The sequence below is a fragment of the Mycobacterium gallinarum genome, from assembly GCF_010726765.1.
GTDB classification, from domain to species: Bacteria; Actinomycetota; Actinomycetes; order Mycobacteriales; family Mycobacteriaceae; genus Mycobacterium; species Mycobacterium gallinarum.
This window is the reverse complement of the sequence record NZ_AP022601.1, coordinates 5,722,036-5,744,789: the sequence shown is the minus strand read 5'-3', so window position 1 is coordinate 5,744,789 and position 22,754 is coordinate 5,722,036. Positions and strand designations below refer to the sequence as shown.

The 22,754-nt window shown below is 65.6% G+C and carries 20 protein-coding genes and 3 riboswitches; of the genes, 10 read left to right on the top strand and 10 right to left on the bottom strand.

Annotation, left to right across the window (positions count from 1 at the left end; all coding sequences use genetic code 11):
• Positions 1-11 precede the first annotated feature (11 nt).
• On the bottom strand, positions 12-1,517 hold the full coding sequence (locus tag G6N42_RS28380) for a gamma-aminobutyraldehyde dehydrogenase (RefSeq protein ID WP_163735926.1): 1,506 nt from the start codon (positions 1,515-1,517) through the stop codon (positions 12-14).
• A gap of 122 nt (positions 1,518-1,639) precedes the next feature.
• Between G6N42_RS28380 and G6N42_RS28375 the strand changes: the two genes are divergently transcribed.
• Both G6N42_RS28375 and G6N42_RS28370 read left to right on the top strand, forming a co-directional pair.
• A complete protein-coding gene (locus tag G6N42_RS28375; RefSeq protein ID WP_083124924.1) occupies positions 1,640-2,149 on the top strand; it encodes an Lrp/AsnC family transcriptional regulator in 510 nt (169 codons plus the stop codon).
• Complete coding sequence (locus G6N42_RS28370; RefSeq protein ID WP_163735923.1) at positions 2,146-3,525, top strand: aspartate aminotransferase family protein; 1,380 nt, start codon at positions 2,146-2,148, stop codon at positions 3,523-3,525. Before G6N42_RS28375 ends, G6N42_RS28370 begins: the two co-directional genes overlap by 4 nt.
• A gap of 8 nt (positions 3,526-3,533) precedes the next feature.
• Here G6N42_RS28370 and G6N42_RS28365 read toward each other — a convergent pair whose 3' ends face one another.
• Positions 3,534-3,977, bottom strand: coding sequence for a hypothetical protein (locus tag G6N42_RS28365; RefSeq protein ID WP_163735920.1), 444 nt, complete (start codon positions 3,975-3,977; stop codon positions 3,534-3,536).
• Between the two features lie 327 nt (positions 3,978-4,304).
• Here G6N42_RS28365 and G6N42_RS28360 point away from each other — a divergent pair, with 327 nt between their 5' ends.
• Entirely contained in the window at positions 4,305-5,321 is a 1,017-nt protein-coding gene (locus G6N42_RS28360) for an SMP-30/gluconolactonase/LRE family protein (RefSeq protein ID WP_232076399.1), read from the top strand.
• Positions 5,322-5,432: 111 nt separating this feature from the next.
• Entirely contained in the window at positions 5,433-6,656 is a 1,224-nt protein-coding gene (locus tag G6N42_RS28355; RefSeq protein WP_163735912.1) for a D-alanyl-D-alanine carboxypeptidase family protein, read from the top strand.
• Between the two features lie 54 nt (positions 6,657-6,710).
• Here the strand turns inward: G6N42_RS28355 and G6N42_RS28350 are convergent, their stop codons facing one another.
• The gene (locus G6N42_RS28350) at positions 6,711-7,877 is read right to left on the bottom strand and encodes an agmatinase family protein (RefSeq protein ID WP_163735909.1); all 1,167 of its coding nucleotides are present in this window, start codon (positions 7,875-7,877) and stop codon (positions 6,711-6,713) included.
• A gap of 11 nt (positions 7,878-7,888) precedes the next feature.
• Positions 7,889-7,957, bottom strand: a riboswitch (guanidine-III (ykkC-III) riboswitch).
• 118 nt (positions 7,958-8,075) lie between these two features.
• Positions 8,076-8,182: riboswitch (guanidine-I (ykkC/yxkD leader) on the top strand.
• 25 nt (positions 8,183-8,207) lie between these two features.
• On the opposite strand from G6N42_RS28350, the gene G6N42_RS28345 reads away from it, so the two are divergent.
• Positions 8,208-9,728, top strand: a complete 1,521-nt coding sequence (locus G6N42_RS28345; RefSeq protein ID WP_163735906.1) for a high affinity choline transporter 1 — start codon at positions 8,208-8,210, stop codon at positions 9,726-9,728.
• A 28-nt stretch (positions 9,729-9,756) separates the two neighbouring features.
• Here G6N42_RS28345 and yhjD read toward each other — a convergent pair whose 3' ends face one another.
• Genes yhjD through G6N42_RS28325 form a run of 4 tightly spaced genes read right to left on the bottom strand, consistent with a single transcriptional unit; the run spans position 9,757 to position 14,059 of the window.
• On the bottom strand, positions 9,757-10,806 hold the full coding sequence (gene yhjD / locus G6N42_RS28340) for an inner membrane protein YhjD (protein WP_163735902.1): 1,050 nt from the start codon (positions 10,804-10,806) through the stop codon (positions 9,757-9,759).
• A gap of 30 nt (positions 10,807-10,836) precedes the next feature.
• A complete protein-coding gene (gene trpS / locus G6N42_RS28335) occupies positions 10,837-11,844 on the bottom strand; it encodes a tryptophan--tRNA ligase (RefSeq protein WP_163735899.1) in 1,008 nt (335 codons plus the stop codon).
• A gap of 21 nt (positions 11,845-11,865) precedes the next feature.
• Entirely contained in the window at positions 11,866-13,218 is a 1,353-nt protein-coding gene (locus tag G6N42_RS28330) for an NAD(P)/FAD-dependent oxidoreductase (protein ID WP_163735896.1), read from the bottom strand.
• Positions 13,219-13,234: 16 nt separating this feature from the next.
• Positions 13,235-14,059, bottom strand: coding sequence for an exodeoxyribonuclease III (locus G6N42_RS28325; protein ID WP_163735893.1), 825 nt, complete (start codon positions 14,057-14,059; stop codon positions 13,235-13,237).
• A 71-nt stretch (positions 14,060-14,130) separates the two neighbouring features.
• On the opposite strand from G6N42_RS28325, the gene G6N42_RS28320 reads away from it, so the two are divergent.
• Positions 14,131-14,964, top strand: coding sequence for an alpha/beta fold hydrolase (locus G6N42_RS28320; RefSeq protein ID WP_163735890.1), 834 nt, complete (start codon positions 14,131-14,133; stop codon positions 14,962-14,964).
• Here the strand turns inward: G6N42_RS28320 and G6N42_RS28315 are convergent.
• Both G6N42_RS28315 and G6N42_RS28310 read right to left on the bottom strand, forming a co-directional pair.
• Positions 14,961-15,785, bottom strand: coding sequence for an SDR family oxidoreductase (locus G6N42_RS28315; RefSeq protein WP_163735886.1), 825 nt, complete (start codon positions 15,783-15,785; stop codon positions 14,961-14,963). The genes G6N42_RS28320 and G6N42_RS28315 overlap by 4 nt on opposite strands.
• Positions 15,782-16,219: a nuclear transport factor 2 family protein gene (locus G6N42_RS28310; RefSeq protein WP_163735882.1), complete on the bottom strand. Its 438-nt coding sequence runs from the start codon at positions 16,217-16,219 to the stop codon at positions 15,782-15,784. Before G6N42_RS28310 ends, G6N42_RS28315 begins: the two co-directional genes overlap by 4 nt.
• Before the next feature lie 89 nt (positions 16,220-16,308).
• Here G6N42_RS28310 and G6N42_RS28305 point away from each other — a divergent pair, with 89 nt between their 5' ends.
• Positions 16,309-16,899, top strand: a complete 591-nt coding sequence (locus G6N42_RS28305; RefSeq protein ID WP_197905563.1) for a TetR/AcrR family transcriptional regulator — start codon at positions 16,309-16,311, stop codon at positions 16,897-16,899.
• A gap of 30 nt (positions 16,900-16,929) precedes the next feature.
• On the opposite strand, the gene G6N42_RS28300 is transcribed toward G6N42_RS28305, so the two are convergent.
• Entirely contained in the window at positions 16,930-19,167 is a 2,238-nt protein-coding gene (locus tag G6N42_RS28300) for an NADP-dependent isocitrate dehydrogenase (RefSeq protein WP_163735875.1), read from the bottom strand.
• A 201-nt stretch (positions 19,168-19,368) separates the two neighbouring features.
• A riboswitch (SAM riboswitch) is annotated at positions 19,369-19,491 on the top strand.
• Between the two features lie 39 nt (positions 19,492-19,530).
• Between G6N42_RS28300 and G6N42_RS28295 the strand changes: the two genes are divergently transcribed.
• The 3 genes from G6N42_RS28295 to G6N42_RS28285 are packed head-to-tail and all read left to right on the top strand — an operon-like array spanning position 19,531 to position 22,753.
• Positions 19,531-20,871: a bifunctional o-acetylhomoserine/o-acetylserine sulfhydrylase gene (locus G6N42_RS28295; protein WP_232076398.1), complete on the top strand. Its 1,341-nt coding sequence runs from the start codon at positions 19,531-19,533 to the stop codon at positions 20,869-20,871.
• Positions 20,871-22,028: a homoserine O-acetyltransferase MetX gene (metX, locus tag G6N42_RS28290; protein WP_232076397.1), complete on the top strand. Its 1,158-nt coding sequence runs from the start codon at positions 20,871-20,873 to the stop codon at positions 22,026-22,028. Before G6N42_RS28295 ends, metX begins: the two co-directional genes overlap by 1 nt.
• Complete coding sequence (locus tag G6N42_RS28285) at positions 22,025-22,753, top strand: class I SAM-dependent methyltransferase (protein WP_163735870.1); 729 nt, start codon at positions 22,025-22,027, stop codon at positions 22,751-22,753. Before metX ends, G6N42_RS28285 begins: the two co-directional genes overlap by 4 nt.
• Position 22,754 lies beyond the last annotated feature (1 nt).

The window sequence follows — 22,754 nt, the reverse complement described above, 5'->3', positions numbered from 1 at the left end:
AGTCAGCTCCGCTAGCGCTTCGTGAAGATGGTCCGGTGCCACTCCTTGTCGGCCACCCCGGTGATATCGCTCATGACGTGCTTGATCGTGAGGTACTCCTCGAGCGAGTAGTCGCTCATGTCCTTGCCGAATCCTGACGCGCCGACGCCGCCGTGCGGCATCTCGCTGATGATCGGAATGTGGTCGTTGATCCAGACACAGCCCGCGTTGATCTCACGTGATGCCCGCTGCGCGCGGTACACATCGCGTGTCCACGCCGAAGCCGCCAAACCGAACGCGGTGTCATTGGCCTGCCGCAACGCGTCGTCGTCGTCCGTGAACGACCGCACCGTCAGCACCGGTCCGAAGATCTCGTCGCGGTAGATCTCGGAGGCCTCGTCGACATCCGCGATCAGCGTCGGACGGTAGAACGACCCCGGCAGATCGGGCGCCACGCCGCCGGTGACCACGCGTCCCCCCTGACCGGGTGCCCGCTCGACCATGCCCGCGACCTTGTCGCGGTGCGCCATCGAGATCAACGGACCCAGGTCGGTGTCGGGGTCCTGCGGATCGCCGACCACCACCTTGCCCATCACCTCGGCGACACCGGCGACGAAGTCGTCGTAGAGATCTCGCGCCACGATCGCGCGCGTCGCTGCCGTGCAGTCCTGTCCGGTGTTGATGAGCGCACCGGCGACGGCACCCTGGATGGCGGCGTCCAGGTCGGCGTCGTCGAACACCACGAAAGGCGCCTTGCCGCCCAATTCCAACTGCGTGCGGTGGCCGTGCACCGCGGCCGCCGCCATGACTTTGCGCCCCACCGGGGTCGAGCCCGTGAACGTGACGACGTCGACGTCAGGGTGTCCGGCCAGGGCGGTGCCGACATCGCCGCCTGCGCCGGTCACGACATTGAAAGCTCCGTCGGGCAGACCTGCCTCGGTCGCCAGCCGGGCCAGGGTCAGCGTCGTCAGCGGTGTGAGCTCCGCGGGTTTGATGACCACGCTGCATCCGGCGGCCAACGCCGGCAACACCTTCCACACCGCCATCTGCAGCGGATAGTTCCACGGCGTGATCGTCGCAACCACGCCCACCGCCTCGCGCCGGATGCTCGACGTGTGATCACCGGAGTACTCGGCGGTGGCCTTGCCCTCGAGATGGCGTGCCGCACCGGAGAAGAACGAGATGTTGTCGATGCTGCCCGGCACGTCGAACTCCGTGGCCAACCGCACCGGCTTTCCGGTCTGGCTCACTTCCTCGGCGATGATCGCCTCCGCGTTGGTGTCGACGAGTTCGGCGAGTTTGGCGAGCACGCCGGCGCGGTCGACAGGGGTAGCCGTCGCCCAACCGCGCAACGCGGCACGGGCTGAAGCCACAGCGCGGTCGACGTCGGCCGGAGTCGCCAGCGCCATCTCGGCCACCGTCGATCCGTTGGCGGGGTTGACCACCTGATGTACGCCGCCGGCGGTGACCACCGGCGCCCCGTCGATCCAGCTGCCTGCCACGTGTGTCGATACGGTCTCGGGGGAAGACACAGTCATCGTTCAACGCTAACCGACTCCGACCGGCCAAGCTACGCATTCCTGCAGCGCGAAGCCGTCAAAACGCGTGATTTCATGGTCATAGTTGCTTGCTACGACGGATTCCGTGCACAATCTCATGCATGGCTAACCCGGGCGTTGGACCCGTGTCGTTCCGCGTCAACCAGTCAAGACCTGGCGCGGCGTTCCAACTCGACGACTTGTCGAAACAGATCATCGAGAAGCTGCAGCAGGACGGCCGACGTTCCTATGCCGGCATCGGCAAGGCAGTCGGCCTCTCCGAGGCCGCGGTCCGGCAGCGGGTGCAGCGCATGGTCGACGCGGGTGTCATGCAGATCGTCGCGGTGACCGATCCGATGCAACTGGGCTTCGCGCGTCAGGCCATGATCGGCATCAAGTGCACCGGGGACACCACCAAAGTGGCCGAGAAGCTGGCCACCATCGAATCCGTCGACTACGTGGTCCTGACGGCGGGTTCGTTCGACGCCATCGTCGAAGTCGTCTGTACCGACGACGACGACCTTCTCGACCTCCTCAACACCCAGATCCGCGCACTGCCGGGAGTGATATCAACCGAGACACTTGTTTACCTGAAACTCGTTAAACAGCAATATAATTGGGGTACAAGATGACTGCTACCGATATCGATCTCTCCGCCGAGCTGGGCGCCACCGCCGATCGTCACCTCTGGGGCCACTTCGCTCGCCACGGCGCCGGCATCACGCCGCCGATCATCACTCGCGGCGAAGGCGTCACCATCTGGGACAGCAAGGGCAAGAGCTACATCGACGGCCTGTCAGGGCTTTTCGTGGTCCAGGTCGGCCACGGCCGCAAGGAGCTCGCCGAGGCGGCGGCCAAGCAGGCCGAGACGCTGGCGTTCTTCCCGCTGTGGTCCTACGCCACGCCGTCGGCCATCGAGCTATCCGAGCGCCTCGCAGGGTACGCACCGGGCGATCTCAACCGCGTGTTCTTCACCACCGGCGGTGGTGAAGCCGTGGAGTCGGCGTGGAAGCTGGCCAAGAACTACTTCAAGCTGACCGGCAAACCCGGTAAGCACAAGGTGATTTCGCGTGCGATCGCCTACCACGGCACCCCGCAGGGCGCCCTGGCGATCACCGGCCTGCCGGCGTTCAAGGAGCAGTTCGAACCGCTGACACCGGGCGGTTTCCGCGCGCCCAACACCAACTTCTACCGGGCACCCGCGCTCTTCGAGCATGACGCGAAGGCGTTCGGTCGGTACTGCGCGGACCGCATCGCCGAGGCGATCGAGTTCGAGGGCCCCGACACCGTCTGCGCGGTGTTCCTGGAACCCGTGCAGAACGCCGGCGGCTGCTTCCCGCCGCCGCCAGGGTATTTCGAGCGCGTTCGCGAGATCTGCGACGAGTACGACGTGCTGTTGGTGTCCGACGAGGTAATCTGCGCCTACGGCCGGATCGGCTCGATGTTCGCCTGCGACGACTTCGGCTACGTGCCCGACATCATCACCTGCGCAAAGGGTTTGACGTCGGGTTACTCGCCGATCGGCGCGATGATCGCCTCCGACCGGCTGTTCGAACCGTTCAATGACGGCAAGACGACGTTCGCGCACGGTTACACCTTCGGCGGGCATCCGGTGTCGTCGGCGGTGGCGCTGGCCAACCTCGACATCTTCGAGCGCGAGGGTCTCAACGATCACGTCAAGGAGATGGCACCGGCATTCCGCGCGACGCTCGAGCAGCTCTATGACCTCCCGATCGTCGGCGACGTCCGGGGCGAGGGCTTCTTCTACGGCATCGAGTTGGTGAAGGACAAGGCCACCAAGGAGACCTTCAACGACGAGGAATCTGAGCGGTTACTCCGTGGTTTTCTCACCCCCGCGATCTTCGAGGCGGGCCTGTACTGCCGTGCCGATGACCGCGGCGACCCAGTCGTGCAGTTGGCGCCGCCGCTGATCAGCGGCCAGAAGGAGTTCGACGCGATCTACCAGATCCTTCGCGGCGTCCTTGACGAAGCGGGTCGGCTTCTCTGAGGGAGCTGTCAGCTGCGATAGAACAGGGTGGGCGGTAGTGGGCGCAGGCCTCCTCCGCTGTTGCGGGCCGCGAACTGCACTTTCGCGTCAGACATTTCGTCGCCGATCTCCAACGTGCCTGCGTCGGCGAACCTACTGAGCATCCCGGCGGTCAGGAACGTGAACCGGTCACCGGGGCCGACCGCGTCGTCGTCGGACAACGTGTCCGATCGAAGGCCGAAGACCACCGGCTCCACGCCCGACAGGTACAGCCACAGCGACGAATAGATCCGATCGCCCGGGCCTTCCGCGGGCAACACCGCGTGGTGAAACGGTATGCCGTCGGCCGACGACGCCAGGAGGAAGTCCTGATCGCGTTGTGGCCCGTGGTAGCTGGGCAGCTTGATGCAGGCCGTCCGCACCAGTGATCGACGATCGTTCGCCTGATCTCGCTCCGTGGCGAATCTGATCACCGCGTCAGTCGGACTGTCCGCGCGAAATATCCGCAAGGCGGCTGGACTCGGTGATCGCGCAGCTATCGTCAACGTTGCGCGAAACGTCCGGCCTGGTTGGGCGAACAATCCGGCGCCGAGGGGCCTGATGCCGCCTGCCAGCCCAGATAACGTCGCTCCCACCGCCGCACTGACGTCAGACATATCGACCTTTCGACTGGATAACTGGTCGGGGTTTCCCGGCGCATCCGGAGAACAAACCCAAACCCGCACGACTTTCGGAGGTCTGCGCAGCGAAAGCTCGCCATAACGGGCTCCTGGAAATCGGCATCGGGCGAAACTTGCATGGTGCCTGCCAAACAGCCCAAGCCGCCGATCGACCCCGTCCGCTGGAATCCGCCACCGGTCGATCCGTTGCCGGAGTTTTCCTCCGCGGAACTGACGGTTGTGCCCGTACCGGGCGATGCGCCCGAGGATGTCGTCGTCGACGGCAACGGCCAGATCTGGGCCGGTCTGATCGATGGCAGGATCGTGCGCATCGACCCGAATGGCGGCGCATCCGTGGTCGTCGCCCAGATCGACAACCGGCCACTGGGGTTGCACGTCGCGCGGGACGGCCGGTTGTTGGTCTGCAGCAGCCCCGGCGGCCTGCTGGTGCTCGACCCGGCCACCGGCGCCGTCGAGCCGCTGGTACCGGAGGTTGACGGGCCGGCTTTGCAGTTCTGCTCGAATGTCACCGAATTGGCCGACGGCACAATCTATTTCACCGAGTCGACCAGCGCGTTCACTTACGAGCACTTCCTCGGACCGATCTTCGAGGCCCGCAACCGCGGCAGCGTGTTCCGTCGCGATCCCGATGGAACAGTGCTCACCGTCGTCGCGGGGCTGTACTTCGCCAATGGCATCACGCCGACGGCCGACGGGTCGGCTCTGGTGTTCGCCGAGACGCAGGCGCGGCGGCTGTCGAAGTACTGGCTCACCGGCGATGAGGCAGGCATGGTGACACCGCTTGCGGTGAATCTGCCGGGCAGCCCGGACAACTTGTCGACGGGGGCCGACGGCCGGATCTGGTGCGCGATGGTCTCGCCCACGAACGCCGCCGCGGAGTGGCTGCCGAAAAGTCCGCCGGCTTTGCGCAAGCTGCTGTGGCGACTGCCCGACGGGCTGCAGCCCAAGATCAAACCGATCGTGTGGGCGGTGGCATTCGACCCCGACAGCGGCGAGGCCGTCGCCGGTGTGCGCACTGACCATCCGGCGTTCGGCATGGTGACGGGCCTGGTCGAAAACGGCGACAAGCTGTGGATGGGCAGCATCGGCTTCCCCGCCGTCGCGCACGTCGACCTGGCGGACACCGCCTTGCGCTGAGGGGCCCGCCCGCCCGCGCTACCCCGCCGAGTCACATTTGAAACTCCAATCACACCAGTCACAGCGCGCCTCCCGGCAAACCCGCCTGCAACGTCCTAATCTGCGCTCACCATGGCGAACGTACGAACCTCGTCCAAACGCGCTGCTGCCCTGGTGGCGGCCTTGTTTCTGCTGACCTCGCCCGCGGTGGCCGCCGCTCAGCCGGATGCCGCGCCGGACACGAACGCTTGTCCGTACAAGCAATCGACGCCACCGGCCGTCGACGCGTCCGAGGTGCCCAAACCCGGCCAAGCCGCACCCGGTCCGCTGCCTGTCCCGGCCAAGCCGATGGGCGGCGATGCGCTCTCGGGTTGCGGCGTCATCACCGCGCCCGGCACCCCACCGCTGCCCAACGACATCTCGGCCGAAGCATGGCTGGTCGCCGACCTCGACACCGGCGACGTCATCGCCGCCAAGGATCCGCACGGCAGGCACCGGCCCGCCAGCATCATCAAGGTCCTCGTCGCAATGCAGGCCATCAGGGAACTGCCGATCCACAAGGTCGTGCCGGGCACCGCTGAAGATTCGGCGCAGGAAGGCACCAAGGTCGGCGTCGGCGAAAACGGGCACTACTCCATCAACGACCTGCTGCACGGTCTGCTGATGTATTCGGGCAATGACGCCGCACACGCGCTGGCGGCCCAGATGGGCGGAATGGAAACCACGATCGGCAAGCTCAACGTCCTTGCCGACAAGCTCGGCGGGCATGACACGCGAGTCGCGACGCCGTCGGGTCTCGACGGTCCCGGCATGAGCACGTCTGCCTACGACATCGGCCTGTTTTACCGATATGCCTGGCAGAACCCGATTTTCAGCGACATCGTCAGCACGCGCACCTTCGACTTCCCGGGTCGTGGTGATGCCGGCTATCCGATCGAGAACGACAACAAGCTGCTCGCCAACTATCCCGGCGCTCTCGGCGGCAAGACCGGCTTCACCGACGACGCGGGCCAGACGTTCGTGGGTGCGGCCAACCGTGACGGACGCCGACTGGTCGCGGTGCTGCTGCGCGGAACCCGCCAGCCGATCGCACCCTGGGAGCAGGCGGCGCATCTGCTTGACTACGGCTTCGCGACGGCGCCGGGCACCAAGGTCGGCACTCTGATCGAACCGGACCCTTCGCTGCTCGCGCCGAAGCCGGAAGCGGCCGCAGGAGCCGAGGCGCTCAACGCCGCACCGGTACTGCCCGACATCGACGCCACGCCCGTGCGCGTGGGTGTCGGCATCGCCGGCTCGATCATCGTGTTCGGGCTCATCATGGGCGCCCGGTCACTCAATCGCCGCCCCCAGCACTGATTTCAGGCCCCGCGGCGACATCGAGTCACGGAGCCGCCCGGCGGCGACATCAGGTCACGGCCCCCACGCCGGTCGGGGCAGCGCCGCGGACTTCTTGCCAAGCTTTCCCGATCGGACCTGCGCGGCGAGGCTGTCGAGTATCACCCGTGAGCTCATCAGCGCGGTCTGCTCCGCCCAGTCATAGGGCGGCGAGCACTCCACGACTTCGATACCGGCCAACCCGGGCTCGGACACCATCTTGACCAGGTTCAGCGCTTCGCGCGGCAGCAGCCCACCCGGCTCGGGCCAGCCGGTGCCCGGCACGAAACCGGCGTCGATCACATCGATGTCGAACGACAGATAGACCGCTTTGGCGCCCTTCCATGCGATTTCGAGGGCCATCTCAGCGATTTTCTCGACGCCGACACGTTCCACGTCGCCAACGGTGATGACCGTCGACTGGCGTTCGCGGCCGACCTTCACGCCCTCGCGTGGGCTCTGCCAGCCGCCGATGCCGATCTGGACGAGGTTGGTCGCGGGCGCGTTCTTGATGTTGGTCGCGTGGAACCAGGGGGTGGTGTGCATCCGCTCGTCGAGGTCCGTCTCCTGGGTGTCGACATGGCGGTCGAAGTGGATGATGCCGATGTTGCCGTCCATGTAGGGCGCCAGCCCGCGAACTGTCGGAAAGCCGATCGAGTGGTCGCCACCCAGCACGATCGGCATGACGCCCTTCTGCGCCACATGTGCCATCGCCTGACTGATCTGGTCGAAAGACTTCTCCAGATTGCCCGGGATCGTGAACACGTCGCCGATGTCGACCATGTTCAGCTGCTCGCGCAGGTCGACCCCGGACTCGTAGTTGTACGTGCCGAACAGGTTCGTGGAACGACGAATTCCCTGCGGACCGAACCGGGTGCCAGGCCGATAGGTCGCACCGGCATCGAGTGGCACACCGAAGATCGCCACCTCGGCGTCGTCGACCTCGTTGACATCCTCGATGAACGGGCACTTCAGGAATGTGCCGCGCTCACCCGCGAAGTGCGGTTTCTCACCGCGGACGAACGTCGAGATGGTTCGGTCGTTGATGGTCGGGGCGGCCTCCAGGCCGTAGCTCAGACCGCGATCGATCTCCTCGCGAAGCCGGCGATCGCCGAGATTTGCCTCGACTTGCTGCGCCCACGCACCTTCGGCGTTGGGCAGCGACGGATCCGGACGGTCGGGGTAGCCAGACGAATCGGACACGAGATTCTCCTCACGCGCCGTCTTGTCGCTGACCGGGTACGACGCACCTCGTCCGGGGCGCCGGATCTCGCAGCGCCTGACGCCATTGTTGGCACGTCTGTGAATCCGTGTCCAGCGCTGAATGAAACGCATCGTTAACACCGGACGCGACGACACGTAATCAACCGGGCTTTTCCTGACGTGGACTCACAGAAAGTTGTGGGGCGCGTCTAGGGTTCCGCCGGCACGCCGGGCCTGGTCCGAGAGACGCAGGCGGCCAGCACCGACGCATGACCGTTCCACGGCGGGACAAAAGCCCGGGAGACTCCAGCTTCATACAGGAGACTCCAGATGATTCTTCTCGGCGTGGCGATCAGCATCGCCGTTGTCGTGGCCGTCGGCTTCTACGTGTCCAAGCGTATCGAGGGCGACAGCTCCAATTTCCTTGTCGGCGGCCGGATGTTGCCCTTCTGGCTCGTCGGCGGCGCACTCATGGGCGCGGCCGTCGACACCAACGCGACCCTCGGCAACACCGACCTCGCCTTCGAATTCGGCTTCTGGGCCGGCGCGGCGCTGCCCCTGGGTCTGGCGCTGTGTCTGACGATCACCGGCATCTTCTTCGCCAAACCGATGAACCGGATGGGGCTGACGTCGTTTCCCGACTACTACCGGCTGCGGTTCGGGCGTTCGGTCGAGGTGGGCGCCTCGGTTCTCCTGGCCGTCGCGTTCTGCATGCTGGTGGCCGGCAACCTCGTCGCGGGCGGGTTCTTGTTCAACTACTTCCTCGGCATGCCCTACTGGCTGGGTGTGGTCCTGATCGCGGCAATCGCGGTGGCCTACACCGGAACTGGCGGCCTGATCGCCGACGCCTACACGGCGATCATCCAGATGTCGCTGATCCTGATCGGCGCGATCGGGCTGCTCGTGTGGATGACCACGACGCACGGTCTCGATATCGCCGAGGGCACGGGACCTTTGGCGCTCGGCCAATTGTCCGACCCCGCGCAGGGCGCGGTCATCAACTGGGCGACGCTGATCGCACTGGGCATCGGTGACATCGTCGCGATCGACTTCATGGCCCGCGTGTTCTCCGCGAAGTCGCCCGAGGCCGCGCGCAAGGCCTGTTTCACCGCGGCGGCAGGCACCGTCGCAATCTGCGTTCCGTTCGGATTGGTTGTGCTAGCGGCACATTCGTTCATGCCCGCGGAGCTCGACGGCCCGGTGCTCTTCGTCCTGCTGGACCAGTACGCGCCAATCGGACTGACGGTCCTCGTGCTGTGCGGGCTGGTCGGTGCGTCGATGTCCACTGCGAACGGCGCAATCCTGGCCATCTCGAATGTCTGCGTGCGCAATCTGGGCGGTGTCCGCCGCGTGCACGAGCCCGGCAAGAAGGATCCGCTACTGAAGGCAACGCGGATCGCAATGGTGCCGATGACGCTGTTCTCGATCCTGTTCGCGGTCTACGTGCAGCAGACGGGAATCTTGCTGACGCTCGCCTTCGACCTGATGCTCGCGTGCCTGGCCGTGCCGTTCATCCTCGGGTTGGTGTGGCGCCGAGGGACCACCACGGCCGCGGTCGCCGCGATCGGCGTCGGGTTCGTTGTCCGGATCGTGCTGTTCGTCATGACGCCGACGATGTTCGGGGTCGAGAACACGATCCTCTACATCCCGAACAGCCTCATCACCGCATCGTTCGACGGGTGGCCCACCTTCATCGCATTCGGGGCCGGCTTGCTGACCTATGTCGTGGTGTCGCTGATGACACCGCCGGCACCGTTGCGCGGCCTGGACATTCAGGTCGCGCAGGATGTCGACGATGCCCTGGATTCCACGACAGTGGAGACCGAGACGGAGCCTGTGCTCGCGGGGTGAGGCTGCGCGCGTATAGCGCAGCCGGGGCTTACGGGCGGCGGCTCCACCGCGAAATCCCCAACGCACCAACGGCTCCCAGGGCGGCCGCGGCCAGCGCACCGCGAATCCCCAGGCCCTCTCGGAACTCGACGCGCGGGGTGATCTGTGCCGGGTTGGGCGGATCGACCGGAGCCGTCGCCAGGTTGTCGGATGACGTCGCGGCCCACGCCGTGGCGAACAGAATGAGCCGAGAGGTGATGTAGGCGAACACCATCAGGCCCAGCACCGGACCGAACGTCGCGCCGGCCGGGCCGGTCACCACTGAACGCAGGTAGATCGACGCCAACTGCTTGAAGACTTCGAATGCCACCGCGGCCATCAGCCCGGCCCTCAGCGCGCTGCGGAAGCTGACCGACTCCCGGGGCAGACGCGCGATGACCCAGGTGAACAACCACCAGGTGATCAGCACCGATACCGCAAGCGAGGCCACCCGCAGCGCTATGCTGACGCCCGGAACATCCTGCAGTCCAACCCATTCCAGCACCTGCTTCATCGCGCCCGAACTACCCAGCACGGTGAGCCCGATCGTCAGCACCAGCGCGAGGAACAAGCCCACCATGGCCGTCAGATCTGACAACTTGGTGCGGACGAACCCCTTCGCCTCGTTCCGCGCCCCTCCCCACATCTGACTCAACGCTTCACGAAGGTTCGCCATCCAGCCCAGGCCGGCCCATGCGGCGGTCGCGAGGCCGATGATGCCGACGGAGGTGCGCGATTCGATCGCCGAGTCCATCAGATCGACCAGTTGCTGGCCGACGTCGCCGGAGATCGTCGACTTGATCCGCTCCTGGATCTCGGCGAGCAGCTCGGGCTGGCTCGCCAGAATGAACCCGCCAATCGCGAACCCCACCATCAACATCGGAAAGAGCGCGAAGATCGTGAAGTACGTGATGCCCGCGGCGTAGAAGTCGCCCTTGCTCTCCTGGTACCGCTCTTGGGCGCGCATCACATGGTCGAACCAGTGGTATCGCGCGCGAAAGCGGTCGAGAATTCCGGGTTTGGACTCGTCCGGATTGCCCGGCTCGACCGGAGGTGTCATTCAAGCCTCCAAGCGAGTTGCGGGCGTTGGCTAGGTCCCCCGGGGCAACCCTAAACGGTCATATACCCGCTGCAGAGTGTTTGAAGACACCTCTCTGGCGCGCTCGGCGCCGGCGGCCAGCACCGACTCGAGCTCGGCCGGATCGGCCATCAGTTCATCGACACGCGCCTGGATCGGCGTGACGAACTCGACTACCGCTTCGGCGGTGTCGGCCTTCAGATCGCCGTAGCCGCGGCCCGCGTACCCTTCGACGAGCTTGTCGACGTCGGTGCCGGTGATCGCGGACTGGATGCTCAGCAGGTTCGACACGCCGGCTTTCGCGGCCGGGTCGTAGCGGATCTCGCGCTCACTGTCGGTCACCGCCGACCGGATCTTCTTCGCGGTCTTCTTCGGATCGTCGAGCAGACTGATCAGCCCGGCGTCGGTGGCCGCAGACTTACTCATCTTCGACGTGGGGTCCTGCAGGTCGTAAATCTTGGCGGTGGCCTTCTGGATCAGTACGTCGGGCACCACGAAGGTGTCCGGAAAACGGGCGTTGAAACGTTGGGCGACGTCGCGGGCCAACTCCAGATGCTGGCGCTGGTCCTCCCCGACCGGAACCAGTTCGGTGTCGTAGAGCAGCACGTCGGCGGCCATCAGCACGGGATACGTGAACAGCCCGACGGTCGTGGCCTCCGCACCTTCCTTCTGCGACTTGTCCTTGAACTGAGTCATCCGTGACGCCTGCCCGAATCCGGTGAAACAGCCCAGCACCCAAGCGAGTTCGGCGTGCTCGGGCACCTGGCTCTGGACGAAGACGGTGGACCGTGACGTGTCGATGCCGAGCGCGAGGTATTGCGCAGCGGTCACCATCGTGCGCCGACGCAACTCCTCGGGATCCTGCGGGATGGTGATCGCGTGCAGGTTGACCACGCAGAAGAAGGCGTCGTAGTCGTCCTGCATGCCCACCCACTGCTTGATGGCGCCCAGGGCGTTGCCCAGGTGCAGGGAGTCAGATGTGGGTTGGACACCGGAAAAGACGCGACGCGCAGTGCTCATGATGCGTCAATCTTGGCATGGTCAGCCAATGGCTTTTTGAGCGCTCTGTTCCCGGGACTCCTCGATGGCCCTGCGCGCGAAGACCCACCGTTCCGTGATCGCCAGCTGGCTGCGGCCGCGGCCCAGGAAGGTGATGAACCAGGAGTACACCGCGACAATGCGGTTTCGGCTGCCCACAAGGTAGTAGAGGTGCAGACCGAGCCACGCGAGCCAGGCCAGGAACCCGCCGAACTCGATCTTGCCGATCTGGCACACCGCGCTGAACCGCGAGACGGTGGCCATGCTGCCTTTGTTCAAGTACTTGAACGGCTTTCGTTCGCCTGCCGAACCCTTGAGTTCGCTCTTGATCTGCTTGGTGGCGTAAACCGCGCCCTGAATCGCGCCCTGCGCCATCCCCGGGACGCCGGGAACGCTCATCAGGTCACCGATGACGAAAACGTTCGGATGCCCCTTGACCGTGAGGTCAGGCTCGACGATGACGCGTCCGGCCCTGTCGACCTCGGTGCCGTCGGACTGCTCGGCGATCAACTTGCCCAGCGGGCTGGCCTGCACGCCGGCCGACCACACCTTCACCGCGCATTCAATCCGCTTTTCTTCACCGTCTTCCTTGACGGTCAGGCCCATGTAGTCGACATCGGTGACCATCGTGTTGAGCTTGACCTCGACGCCAATCCTCTCCAGCCGGCGCTGCGCCTTGAGCCCGAGCTTGGGCCCCATCGGGGGCAGGACTGCAGGGGCGGCCTCGACCAGGATCACCCGGGCCTCGGTGGGGTCGATGGTGCGGAACGCACCGGCCAGGGTCCGATCGGCGAGCTCGGCGATCTGTCCGACGACCTCGACACCGGTCGGTCCGGCGCCGACGACGACGAATGTCAGCCGGCGCTTGCGTTCGGCCTCCGATGTCGTCACCTCGGCCGCCTCGAAGGCGCCGAGGATCCGGCCGCGCAGCTCCAGCGCGTCGTCGACTGTTTTCATGCCCGGAGCGAAGGCCTCGAAGTGGTCGTTGCCGAAATAGGACTGCTGTGCGCCTGCGGCCACGATCAGACTGTCGAACGGCGTGACCCGCTCCCAATCGAGCAGCTTGGAGGTGACCGTCTTGTTCTCGAGATCGATCCCGGCCACATCACCGAGCAATACTTCGGCGTTCTTGTTCTTACGCAAGATGATTCGCGTCGCCGGCGCTATTTCACCGACCGACAGGATGCCGGTGGCGACTTGATAGAGCAGCGGCTGGAACAGGTGGTGGGTCGTCTTCGCGATGAGGGTGACGTCAACGTCCGCGCGCTTGAGGTGTTTGGCCGCGAACAGCCCACCGAAGCCGGACCCGATGATGACGACGCGATGACGCCGGGGAGCGATGGGTTCGTCGGTCATTGGCCGACCCTAACGGTCATGCGCGCCGCTTACAGTCCACAGCAGGTGAATATTCGACGGTGACCGGGGCATGGTCGGACCAGCGCAGCGCATAGGCCTCGGCCCGCTCGACCCTGGCGGATACGGCTCGCGCCGCGAGCGGTTGGGTGGCGAGCTGGTAGTCGATCCGCCAGCCTGCGTCGTTGTCGAATGCGCGGCCCCGCCAGGACCACCAGGCATACGGGCCTGCGACGTCAGGATGCAGCACCCGCACCACGTCGACCCAGCCGGACGCAAGTAGATCCGTCAGCCAGGCCCGCTCACTGGGCAGAAAGCCGGACTTCTTGACGTTGCCCTTCCAGTTCTTGATGTCGCTCTCGGTGTGCGCGATATTCCAGTCGCCACACATGACGGCGTCGCGACCCGCCGCGGCCAGGACGGCCATCCGGGCCGCCAGCGTCTCCATGAACCGCTCTTTCTCCGACTGGCGCGGCGTATCCGCTTCGCCGGTCTGGATGTACAGGCTGGCGACCGTCGTGCCCGCGGTGTCCACCTCCAAATAGCGGCCGTGCGTACCGAATTCGTCCGAATCCATCAGCCGCGCGTCGTCGATCGGATGCCGCGAAAGGATCGCAACGCCGCTACGCCCTTTGACATGCGGCTCCGCCGACGCCAGTTGCCACCCGTCGGCCAGCACCGGCGCCAGCGCAGTCGAGACTTGATCGTCGTCCGCGCGGGTCTCCTGCAGGCACACGACGTCGGCGGTGGTGGCGGCGAGCCACGGCAGCAGCCCGAGGTTCTCCGCTGACCGCTCCTTGATCGCCGCGCGGATGCCGTTGACGTTGATGGTGCTGACAATCACGTGCCAGACCCTAACCATCGGCCGGGCTGCGGGCTTGCGGTACCGGCGGTACCACCTTTAGTGTCGGGCAGATGATCGAGCGCGCACCCATCCACCTGGGCTCCGGCGAACCACTGCTTTTGCTACACCCGTTCATGATGTCGCAGAACGTGTGGAAAGGCGTCGCACCTCTGATTGCTGACACCGGTCGGTACGAAGTGCTGGCACCCACCATGCCCGGCCACAACGGCGGTATCAAGGGCAGGTTCTTCCTGGACACCGTCGAGCTGGCCGACGATATGGAACGCCGGATGGACGCGCTGGGCTGGGACACCGCGCACATCGTCGGTAACTCGCTCGGCGGTTGGGTGGCCTTCGAACTGTCGCGCCGCGGCCGCGCCCGCTCGCTGACCGGCATCGCGCCCGCCGGCGGCTGGCATCGTTACACCCCCGCCAAGTTCGAGATCGTGTTCAAGTTCGTGGCCGGCCTGCCCGTTTACCTAGGCGCCAAGCTGCTCGGCCAGCGTGCGCTGAAGCTGCCGGGCGTGCGTCATCTCGGTTATGTGCCGATCAGCGCTAAAGCAGACCGCCTCAACGACGAGCAGTGGCTCGACATCATCGACGACGTCACCCACTGCCCGGCCTACTACCAGCTGCTGATCAAGTCGCTACTGATGCCCGGCCTGATGGAATTGGCCGAGGCCAAGACGCCGACGCATCTTGTCATCTGCGAGAAAGACCGGGTGCTACCGCATCCGAGGTTCACCCGGCACTTCACCACTCACCTGCCGGAGTCCACGCAGATCACGCATCTCGACGACGTCGGGCACATCCCGATGTTCGAGGCGCCGCGCCGGGTCGCCGACCTGATCGTCGAGTTCACCGACCGCCACGCGACGCCTCCGCCCCACCAGGCGATCGGCTAGCCGCTGCGCCCCTCGGCCCTGACCACTTCGGCGAGTGACCGCGGCCGACGGCCGGTGATGCGCTGCACCGACTCGGTGACCCGGTTCTCTGCGCCCGCTGCAATGACCGCGTCAAGGCTCGCCAGCAAGGTGGCATAGTCCGCGGACAACCCGGCGCTGGTGAACAGCGCAACGAGAGTGTCGGGGTCGACCGATCGGTGGCGCACCATGTGGCCGACGGCACGCGAGATGATGTCGGCCGCTTGGGCGTAGCTAAGCGCTTCGGGACCGGTGAGGACATAGTCGGTGTTGTGCGGGGCGTGGTCAGTGAGCACCGTGGCCGCGACTGCAGCGATGTCGCCGGCATCGATGAAGGCCACCTTGGCGTCGCCGGTGGCGGTGACGATCTCGCCGTGGCGGACGGCGTGCGCGAGGGGATGGTCACCGAAAAAGTTCTGCATGAACCACGACGGTCGCAACACCGTCCACTCCGGCATCGCCGACGCGATCATGCGGTGTACGACGCCGGGTCCCGGGGCGCCCGCCTCGACGGCCGACGAGCTCAGCGTGACGACACGTTGCACTTTCGCGGCAGTTGCTTCGTCGAGAAAAGCTTCGACCTGATGACTGGGGTCGACCACCTCGATCGGACCGACCAGGTAGACCGCGTGCACGCCGCGCAGCGCGTCGGCGAATGTCGAGGAATCGTCCCAATCGAACCGGACCTGATCTGACGAACGCGGCCGACGCGTCGCGGAGCGATACGCCACCCCACGACATCGCAGTTCAGCGACCACGCGCGAGCCGGTCGTTCCCGCCGCTCCCGTGACGAGGACCGTCACCGCGCATCCGTCCCGCCGAACGCGGCCACGAACTCCGGCAGGCCACCAATGATGTCGGCCGCGGCCGCGGGGCTCCAATAGTCGCGGTAGCGGGTGATGCTCCCGTCGCGGACGGTGACCACACTGATGTAACGCATTTCGTAGGGCTTCCCGCTCGCGACCACGGTCCCGGCGGCGGCGAACTCGACCACTGCGACGTCGGGCGCGTCGGTGGCATGGATGTGCGGGTCAACGATGCGGTCGATGTGCAGCGTGTTCGGGTAGTCCTTCAGATATTCGTGGATCGCGGCGCGTCCACGGACCTGCTGCGGATACCCGGGCGGCGCGAAGGGGAACTCAATGACCCCGTCGTCCGCCCACAGGTCGGCGAACCCCACAAAGTCGTTGGCGGACAGCAGGCTCAGCGCTCGTCTGGTGACAGCGATGACATTCATGAATGTGCTCCTAATAGGACGATACGGTGTCGTCCTATCCAACTTAGCACGCGCCGGGTCGGTACCGTCCTGGCCCTATGCTCATGGGCATGTCACCACGGGCACCGACCGGCGCTGCGCTGCTGCAGCCGCACATCACTCGGGCCATCACCGACGCCGTGCTCGACGAATGGGCCGAACGCGGTTACGGACGGCTCGCGATGGAAGGAGTCGCCAAACGCGCCGGCGTCGGCAAGAGCGCCCTGTATCGCCGCTGGCCGTCAAAGCAGGCAATGGCGATCGCCGTCCTCGGGGAGCTGGGCGTCAGCCTGGCCGCGGCGCCCGATACCGGAAGTCTGCGCTCCGATCTGACCGAGATGATCGCCTCGCTGCTGGCCTGGCTCAATCACCCGCAAGCCTCGCGGATCCTGCCCGACTTGATCGCCGAGACAACACGAGACCCGGCCCTGGGACGGGCGGTCAAGGCGATGCTGGGTGACCCGCGGCGCGAGCGGAGCCGCGTCGTCTTCGAGCGCGCGATCGTTCGGGGGGAACTGCCCGCCGCCACCAACATCGACCTGGTGCTCGACTTGGTTCCCTCGGCGATCTACTGGCGCCAGACCATCCGCGGCGTGCCGGTCACCGAGGACTATGTCGAGCAGCTGACCGAGATGATCTTGCGGGCGATTGCACCGTCCTGACCATGCACCGGCCGGTTCACGGCCGAGGCCTCAGCCGCGCGCGGACTCCAGGGTCGAGTTCAGCGTCTTGCTCGGCCGCATGATCGCGGTGGTCTTCTCCGGGTCGGGCCAGTAGTAACCACCGATGTCCACCGAATCCCCTTGCACCTCTGCAAGTTCAGACACGATGGTCTCCTCGTTCTCGGCAAGCGATTTCGCGAGCGCGGCGAAGTGGTCGGCGAGCTCCTTGTCCTCGCTCTGTTCGGCGAGTTCCTGCGCCCAATACATGGCGAGGTAGAACTGGCTGCCGCGGTTGTCGAGCTCACCGGTTTTGCGCGACGGGCCCTTGTCGTTCTCCAGCAGCTTGCCGATCGCGCCGTCGAGCGTCTTGCCGAGCAGGGTGGCGCGCTTGTTGTCCGTCTTGGTGCCCAGATCCTCGAAGCAGGCGCCCAGCGCGAGGAACTCGCCGAGCGAATCCCACCGCAGGTGGTTCTCTTCGACCAGCTGATGCACGTGCTTTGGCGCCGATCCACCCGCGCCCGTCTCGTACATTCCGCCGCCCGCCATCAGCGGCACGATCGACAGCATCTTGGCGCTCGTGCCGAGCTCCAGAATCGGGAACAGGTCGGTGAGGTAGTCACGCAGGATGTTTCCGGTGACGGCGATGGTGTCCTGTCCGCGGGTGACCCGCTCCAGCGTGTATCGCATGGCCCAGACCTGCGGCATGATCTGGATGTGCAGGCCCTCGGTGTCGTGGTCCTGCAGGTACGCCTTGACCTTCTTGCGCAGTTCGGCCTCGTGCGGACGCTCGGTGTCCAGCCAGAACACCGCCGTCATCCCTGACGCGCGGGCGCGGGTGACGGCGAGTTTGACCCAGTCCCGAATCGCCGCGTCCTTGGTGACGGGCATGCGCCAGATGTCGCCTTCCTCGACGTTCTGCGACATCAGCACCTCGCCGGTGTCGATGTCGACGATGTCGGCGACGCCGTCCTCGGGGATCTCGAAGGTCTTGTCGTGTGAGCCGTACTCCTCGGCCTTCTGCGCCATCAGGCCGACGTTCGGCACGGTGCCCATCGTCGTGGGATCGAACTGGCCGTTGGTCTTACACCAGTTGATCATCTCCTGGTAGATGCGGGAGAACGTCGACTCGGGGTTGACCGCCTTGGTGTCCTTGGTGCGACCGTCGGCGCCGTACATCTTGCCGCCGAGTCGGATCATGGCGGGCATCGATGCGTCGACGATCACATCGCTGGGCGAGTGAAAGTTGGTGATTCCCTTGGCTGAATCCACCATCGCCAGCTCGGGACGGTGCTCGTGGACGTCGTGGATGTCCTGGATGATCTGCTCGCGCTGGAACGACGGCAGCGCCTCGATCTTGTTGTAGAGATCGACCATCCCGTTGTTGACATTGACTCCGAGTTCGTCGAGCACGTCCTGATGCTTGGCGAAGGCGTCCTTGTAGAAGACCTTCACGCAGTGACCGAACACGATGGGATGGCTGACCTTCATCATCGTCGCCTTGACGTGCAGTGAGAACATCACCCCGGTCTTGTAGGCATCCTCGATCTGCTGTTCGTAGAACTCGACGAGCGCCTTCTTGCTCATGAACATGGATTCGATGACGTCGCCGTCCTCCAGCACCGTCTCGGGCTTGAGCACAATCGTCTGCCCGCCCTTGGTTTTCAGCTCCATGCGTACCTTGCGGTCGCGATCCAGCGTCATCGACTTCTCGCCGTGGTAGAAGTCGCCACCCTTCATGGTCGCCACGTGGGTGCGCGACGCCTGGGAGAACTCACCCATGCTGTGCGGATGCTTGCGGGCGTACTCCTTGACGGCGTTGGGAGCGCGACGGTCTGAATTTCCTTCGCGCAGAACGGGGTTCACCGCGCTGCCGAGAATCTTGCCGTAGCGCTCCTTGAGCGCCTTCTCCTCGTCGTTCTTCGGCTGCGCCGGATAGTCGGGAACCGCGTAACCCTTCTCCTGCAGCTCCTTGATCGCCGCGTAGAGCTGCGGCACGGACGCGCTGATGTTGGGCAGTTTGATGATGTTGGTGTCCGGGGACTGCGTCAGCTTGCCCAGCTCGCCGAGGTTGTCCGGGACGCGCTGCTCTTCGGTCAGGTGGTCGCCGAACTCGGCCAGGATGCGGGCCGCCACCGAGATGTCGCTGGTTTCGATGTTGATCCCGGCCGGATCGGCGAAGGTCCGAATGATCGGCAGGAAGCCATAGGTCGCAAGCAGCGGCGCCTCGTCGGTCAGGGTGTAGATGATGGTCGGCTGCTCTTCGCTCATGTGATGCACTCCCGGGGGTCTTCTCGGCCAGTTCGACAAAGCTCCGCGTTGTGCGCGGCGGCTATAAGTATTGCGTCGAACATGACGCTACGCGTGGGCCACGTTGTACTCCCGGGCGGACTTCAGCTACCGGCGGGTAGCTTTCGGCGCATGAAAACAGGCTGCTGGCCCGCAGTCAGCCCCATGCGATAGTCTGTGCTCGGTCATGAGCGCCAGCGTCAAGCCCCGGCTTGCTGGCCGGCAACCCTCCAACCGCGGTGGGGTGCTCCGGGTGAAGACCAGGTTGAGTAGCCGCTAGCGAGCGGTTGCCGGCAAGCGCGGGTCCGTTTGACGGGCCCCCTGACACAAATGGAGGGCCGTCTCATGAGCGCGCCAGAAGACCCGAGCCAGAATTGGGCGTTCGAAACGAAGCAGGTCCACGCGGGCCAAACCCCCGATATCGCGACCAACGCACGTGCCCTGCCGATCTACCAGACCACGTCGTACACGTTCAACAGCACCGATCACGCCGCCGCGCTGTTCGGCCTCGCCGAGCCGGGCAACATCTACACCCGGATCATGAACCCGACGCAGGACGTCGTCGAGCAGCGCATCGCGGCGCTGGAGGGCGGCGTCGCCGCGCTGTTCCTGGCATCCGGCCAGGCCGCCGAGCACTTCGCGATCCTGAACCTCGCCAACGCGGGTGACCACATCGTCTCCAGCCCACGGCTCTACGGCGGCACCTACAACCTCTTCCACTACACCCTGCCCAAGATCGGGATCGAGGTCAGCTTCGTCGACGACGCCGACGACCTGGACTCCTGGCGAGCCGCGGTCCGCCCCAATACCAAGGCATTCTTCGGCGAAACGATCTCCAACCCTCAAATCGATGTGCTCGACATTCCATCGGTAGCCGCCGTAGCACACGACAACGGCGTGCCATTGATCGTCGACAACACGATCGCGACGCCGTACCTGATTCAACCGCTCGCCCACGGCGCCGACATCGTCGTGCACTCGGCCACCAAGTACCTCGGCGGGCACGGCGCGGCGATCGCCGGCGTGATCGTCGACGGCGGCACTTTCGACTGGACCAACGGCAAGTTCCCCGGATTCACCACACCCGACCCGAGCTATCACGGTGTGGTGTTCGCCGAACTCGGCCCTCCCGCATACGGATTGAAGGCGCGCGTGCAGCTGCTCCGCGACCTCGGCTCGGCGGCGTCGCCGTTCAACGCGTTCCTGGTCGCCCAGGGGCTGGAGACGTTGAGCCTCCGGGTCGAACGGCACGTGCAGAACGCGCAGCGCGTCGCGGAGTACCTCGCCGGGCACGGGGACGTCATCTCGGTGAACTACGCCGGGCTGCCCAGCTCACCGTGGTATGAGCTCGGAAAGAAGCTGGCTCCCAAGGGAACCGGTGCGGTGCTGGCGTTCGAGCTGGCTGGCGGCATCGACGCGGGCAAGGCGTTCGTCAACGCGCTCACATTGCACAGCCATGTCGCCAACATCGGCGACGTGCGGTCGCTGGTCATCCATCCGGCGTCGACGACGCACGCACAGTTGTCGCCCGAGGAGCAGCTGGCCACCGGAGTCACTCCGGGGCTCGTACGCCTCGCGGTCGGCATCGAAGGTATCGATGACATCCTTGCCGACCTCGAACAGGGCTTCGCCGCCGCCAAACAGGTCAGGGGCTCGGCCGATCCGAAATCCGCGGCGGCATTCTGATGACGTTGCTCGATAAGGAACTCGACGTGAACATCGATGAGCGCGAAGAGCGTGATTCCGCAACGCTGCCCGCCGAAGGAGAAGTCGGCTACGTCGACATCGGCCCGCTGACGCTGGAGAACGGCGCCGTCATCGACGACGTCACGATCGCCGTGCAGCGCTGGGGTGAGCTTTCGCCCAACCGCGACAACGTGGTGGTCGTCCTGCACGCGCTCACGGGCGATTCCCACGTCACGGGGCCCACCGGTCCAGGCGACGAGACTGAGGGCTGGTGGGAAGGCGTGGCCGGACCCGGCGCGCCCATCGACACCAACCGTTGGTGCGCCATCGCCACCAACGTGCTCGGTGGCTTCCGCGGATCGACCGGTCCGAGCTCGCCGCATCCCGACGGTAAGGCGTGGGGTTCCCGGTTTCCGCCGGTCTCGGTGCGCGACCAGGTCGAAGCGGATATCGCCGCCTTGAGCGCGCTGGGCATCACCGAGGTCGCCGCCGTGGTCGGCGGCTCGATGGGTGGCGCCAGAGCGCTGGAGTGGATCGTCGGCCATCCCGACAAGGTGCGCGCCGCGCTGGTGCTGGCCGTCGGGGCCCGCGCGACCGCCGACCAGATCGGCACCCAGAGCACCCAGGTGGCGGCAATCAAGTCCGATCCGAACTGGTGCGACGGCGACTACTACGACACCGGCCTCGCACCGAGAACCGGTATGGAGATCGCACGCCGGTTCGCGCACCTCACTTATCGCGGCGAGACCGAACTGGACGACCGTTTCGCCAACGACCCACAGGGCGACGAGGATCCCGCGGCCGGCGGCCGCTACTCCGTGCAGAGCTATCTCGAGTACCAGGGGCGCAAACTGTCGGCCCGGTTCGACGCCGGCACCTATGTGGTGCTTACGGATTCCCTGTCCAGCCACGACGTCGGACGCGGCCGCGGAGGCGTGGAGGCGGCGTTGCGCAGCTGCCCGGTGCCGGTGGTGGTCGGCGGTATCACCTCGGACCGGCTGTACCCCCTGCGACTGCAGGAGGAATTGGCCGAGCTGCTTCCGGGTTGCACCGAACTGAACGTGGTCGACTCGATCTATGGCCACGACGGGTTCCTGGTCGAGACGGAGGCGGTGGGCGAGTTGATTCGCAAGACGCTGGAGTTGGCCGCGCGGTGACGAGCAGCCAGCAGCGCTCGCTGTCGTTTGGTGCGGAAGCCGCGGCATATGAGCGCGGCAGGCCGTCCTATCCCCCGGAGGCGATCGACTGGCTGTTGCCAGAACGGGCGCGCGATGTCCTCGATCTCGGCGCCGGGACGGGAAAGCTGACCACGCGGCTGGCCGAACGCGGACTGAATGTCATCGCAGTTGACCCGATCCCGGAAATGCTGGAGCTACTGAGCAATTCGCTTCCCGATACCCCCGCACTGCTGGGCACGGCCGAGGAGATCCCGCTGCCCGACGACAGCGTCGACGCGGTGCTGGTGGCCCAAGCCTGGCACTGGTTCGACACCGAGCGTGCCGTCAAGGAGGTGGCGCGTGTCCTGCGGCCGGGTGGTCGGCTGGGCCTGGTGTGGAATGCGCGCGACGAGCGGCTTGGCTGGGTGAAGGATCTGGGCGCCATCATCGGCCACGAAGATGCCCACTTCAACGAAAAAACGACGCTGCCGGAGGTGTTCACGGATGTCGAACATCACCGCGTCGACTGGACGAATTACGTGACACCGCAAGCCGTCATCGATTTGGTCGCCTCACGCAGCTACTGCATCACGTCGCCGGAGAAGGTGCGCACCACGACGCTGGACCGGGTGCGAGAACTGCTGACCACCCATCCCGCACTGGCCAACTCGAACGGTCTTTCGCTGCCGTACGTCACAGTGTGCACCCGCGCCACGGTGTGCTAGA

What these genes read in the sequence shown, in the direction of transcription:
- G6N42_RS28345 (WP_163735906.1), top strand. Translation starts at nt 8,208, where the DNA reads ATGATTCTTCTCGGCGTGGCGATCAGCATCGCCGTTGTCGTGGCCGTC.
- yhjD (WP_163735902.1), bottom strand. Translation starts at nt 10,806, where the DNA reads ATGACACCTCCGGTCGAGCCGGGCAATCCGGACGAGTCCAAACCCGGA.
- G6N42_RS28380 (WP_163735926.1), bottom strand. Translation starts at nt 1,517, where the DNA reads ATGACTGTGTCTTCCCCCGAGACCGTATCGACACACGTGGCAGGCAGC.
- G6N42_RS28300 (WP_163735875.1), bottom strand. Translation starts at nt 19,167, where the DNA reads ATGAGCGAAGAGCAGCCGACCATCATCTACACCCTGACCGACGAGGCG.
- G6N42_RS28305 (WP_197905563.1), top strand. Translation starts at nt 16,309, where the DNA reads ATGTCACCACGGGCACCGACCGGCGCTGCGCTGCTGCAGCCGCACATC.
- G6N42_RS28320 (WP_163735890.1), top strand. Translation starts at nt 14,131, where the DNA reads ATGATCGAGCGCGCACCCATCCACCTGGGCTCCGGCGAACCACTGCTT.
- G6N42_RS28355 (WP_163735912.1), top strand. Translation starts at nt 5,433, where the DNA reads ATGGCGAACGTACGAACCTCGTCCAAACGCGCTGCTGCCCTGGTGGCG.
- G6N42_RS28310 (WP_163735882.1), bottom strand. Translation starts at nt 16,219, where the DNA reads ATGAATGTCATCGCTGTCACCAGACGAGCGCTGAGCCTGCTGTCCGCC.
- metX (WP_232076397.1), top strand. Translation starts at nt 20,871, where the DNA reads ATGACGTTGCTCGATAAGGAACTCGACGTGAACATCGATGAGCGCGAA.
- G6N42_RS28295 (WP_232076398.1), top strand. Translation starts at nt 19,531, where the DNA reads ATGAGCGCGCCAGAAGACCCGAGCCAGAATTGGGCGTTCGAAACGAAG.
- G6N42_RS28375 (WP_083124924.1), top strand. Translation starts at nt 1,640, where the DNA reads ATGGCTAACCCGGGCGTTGGACCCGTGTCGTTCCGCGTCAACCAGTCA.
- G6N42_RS28330 (WP_163735896.1), bottom strand. Translation starts at nt 13,218, where the DNA reads ATGACCGACGAACCCATCGCTCCCCGGCGTCATCGCGTCGTCATCATC.
- trpS (WP_163735899.1), bottom strand. Translation starts at nt 11,844, where the DNA reads ATGAGCACTGCGCGTCGCGTCTTTTCCGGTGTCCAACCCACATCTGAC.
- G6N42_RS28370 (WP_163735923.1), top strand. Translation starts at nt 2,146, where the DNA reads ATGACTGCTACCGATATCGATCTCTCCGCCGAGCTGGGCGCCACCGCC.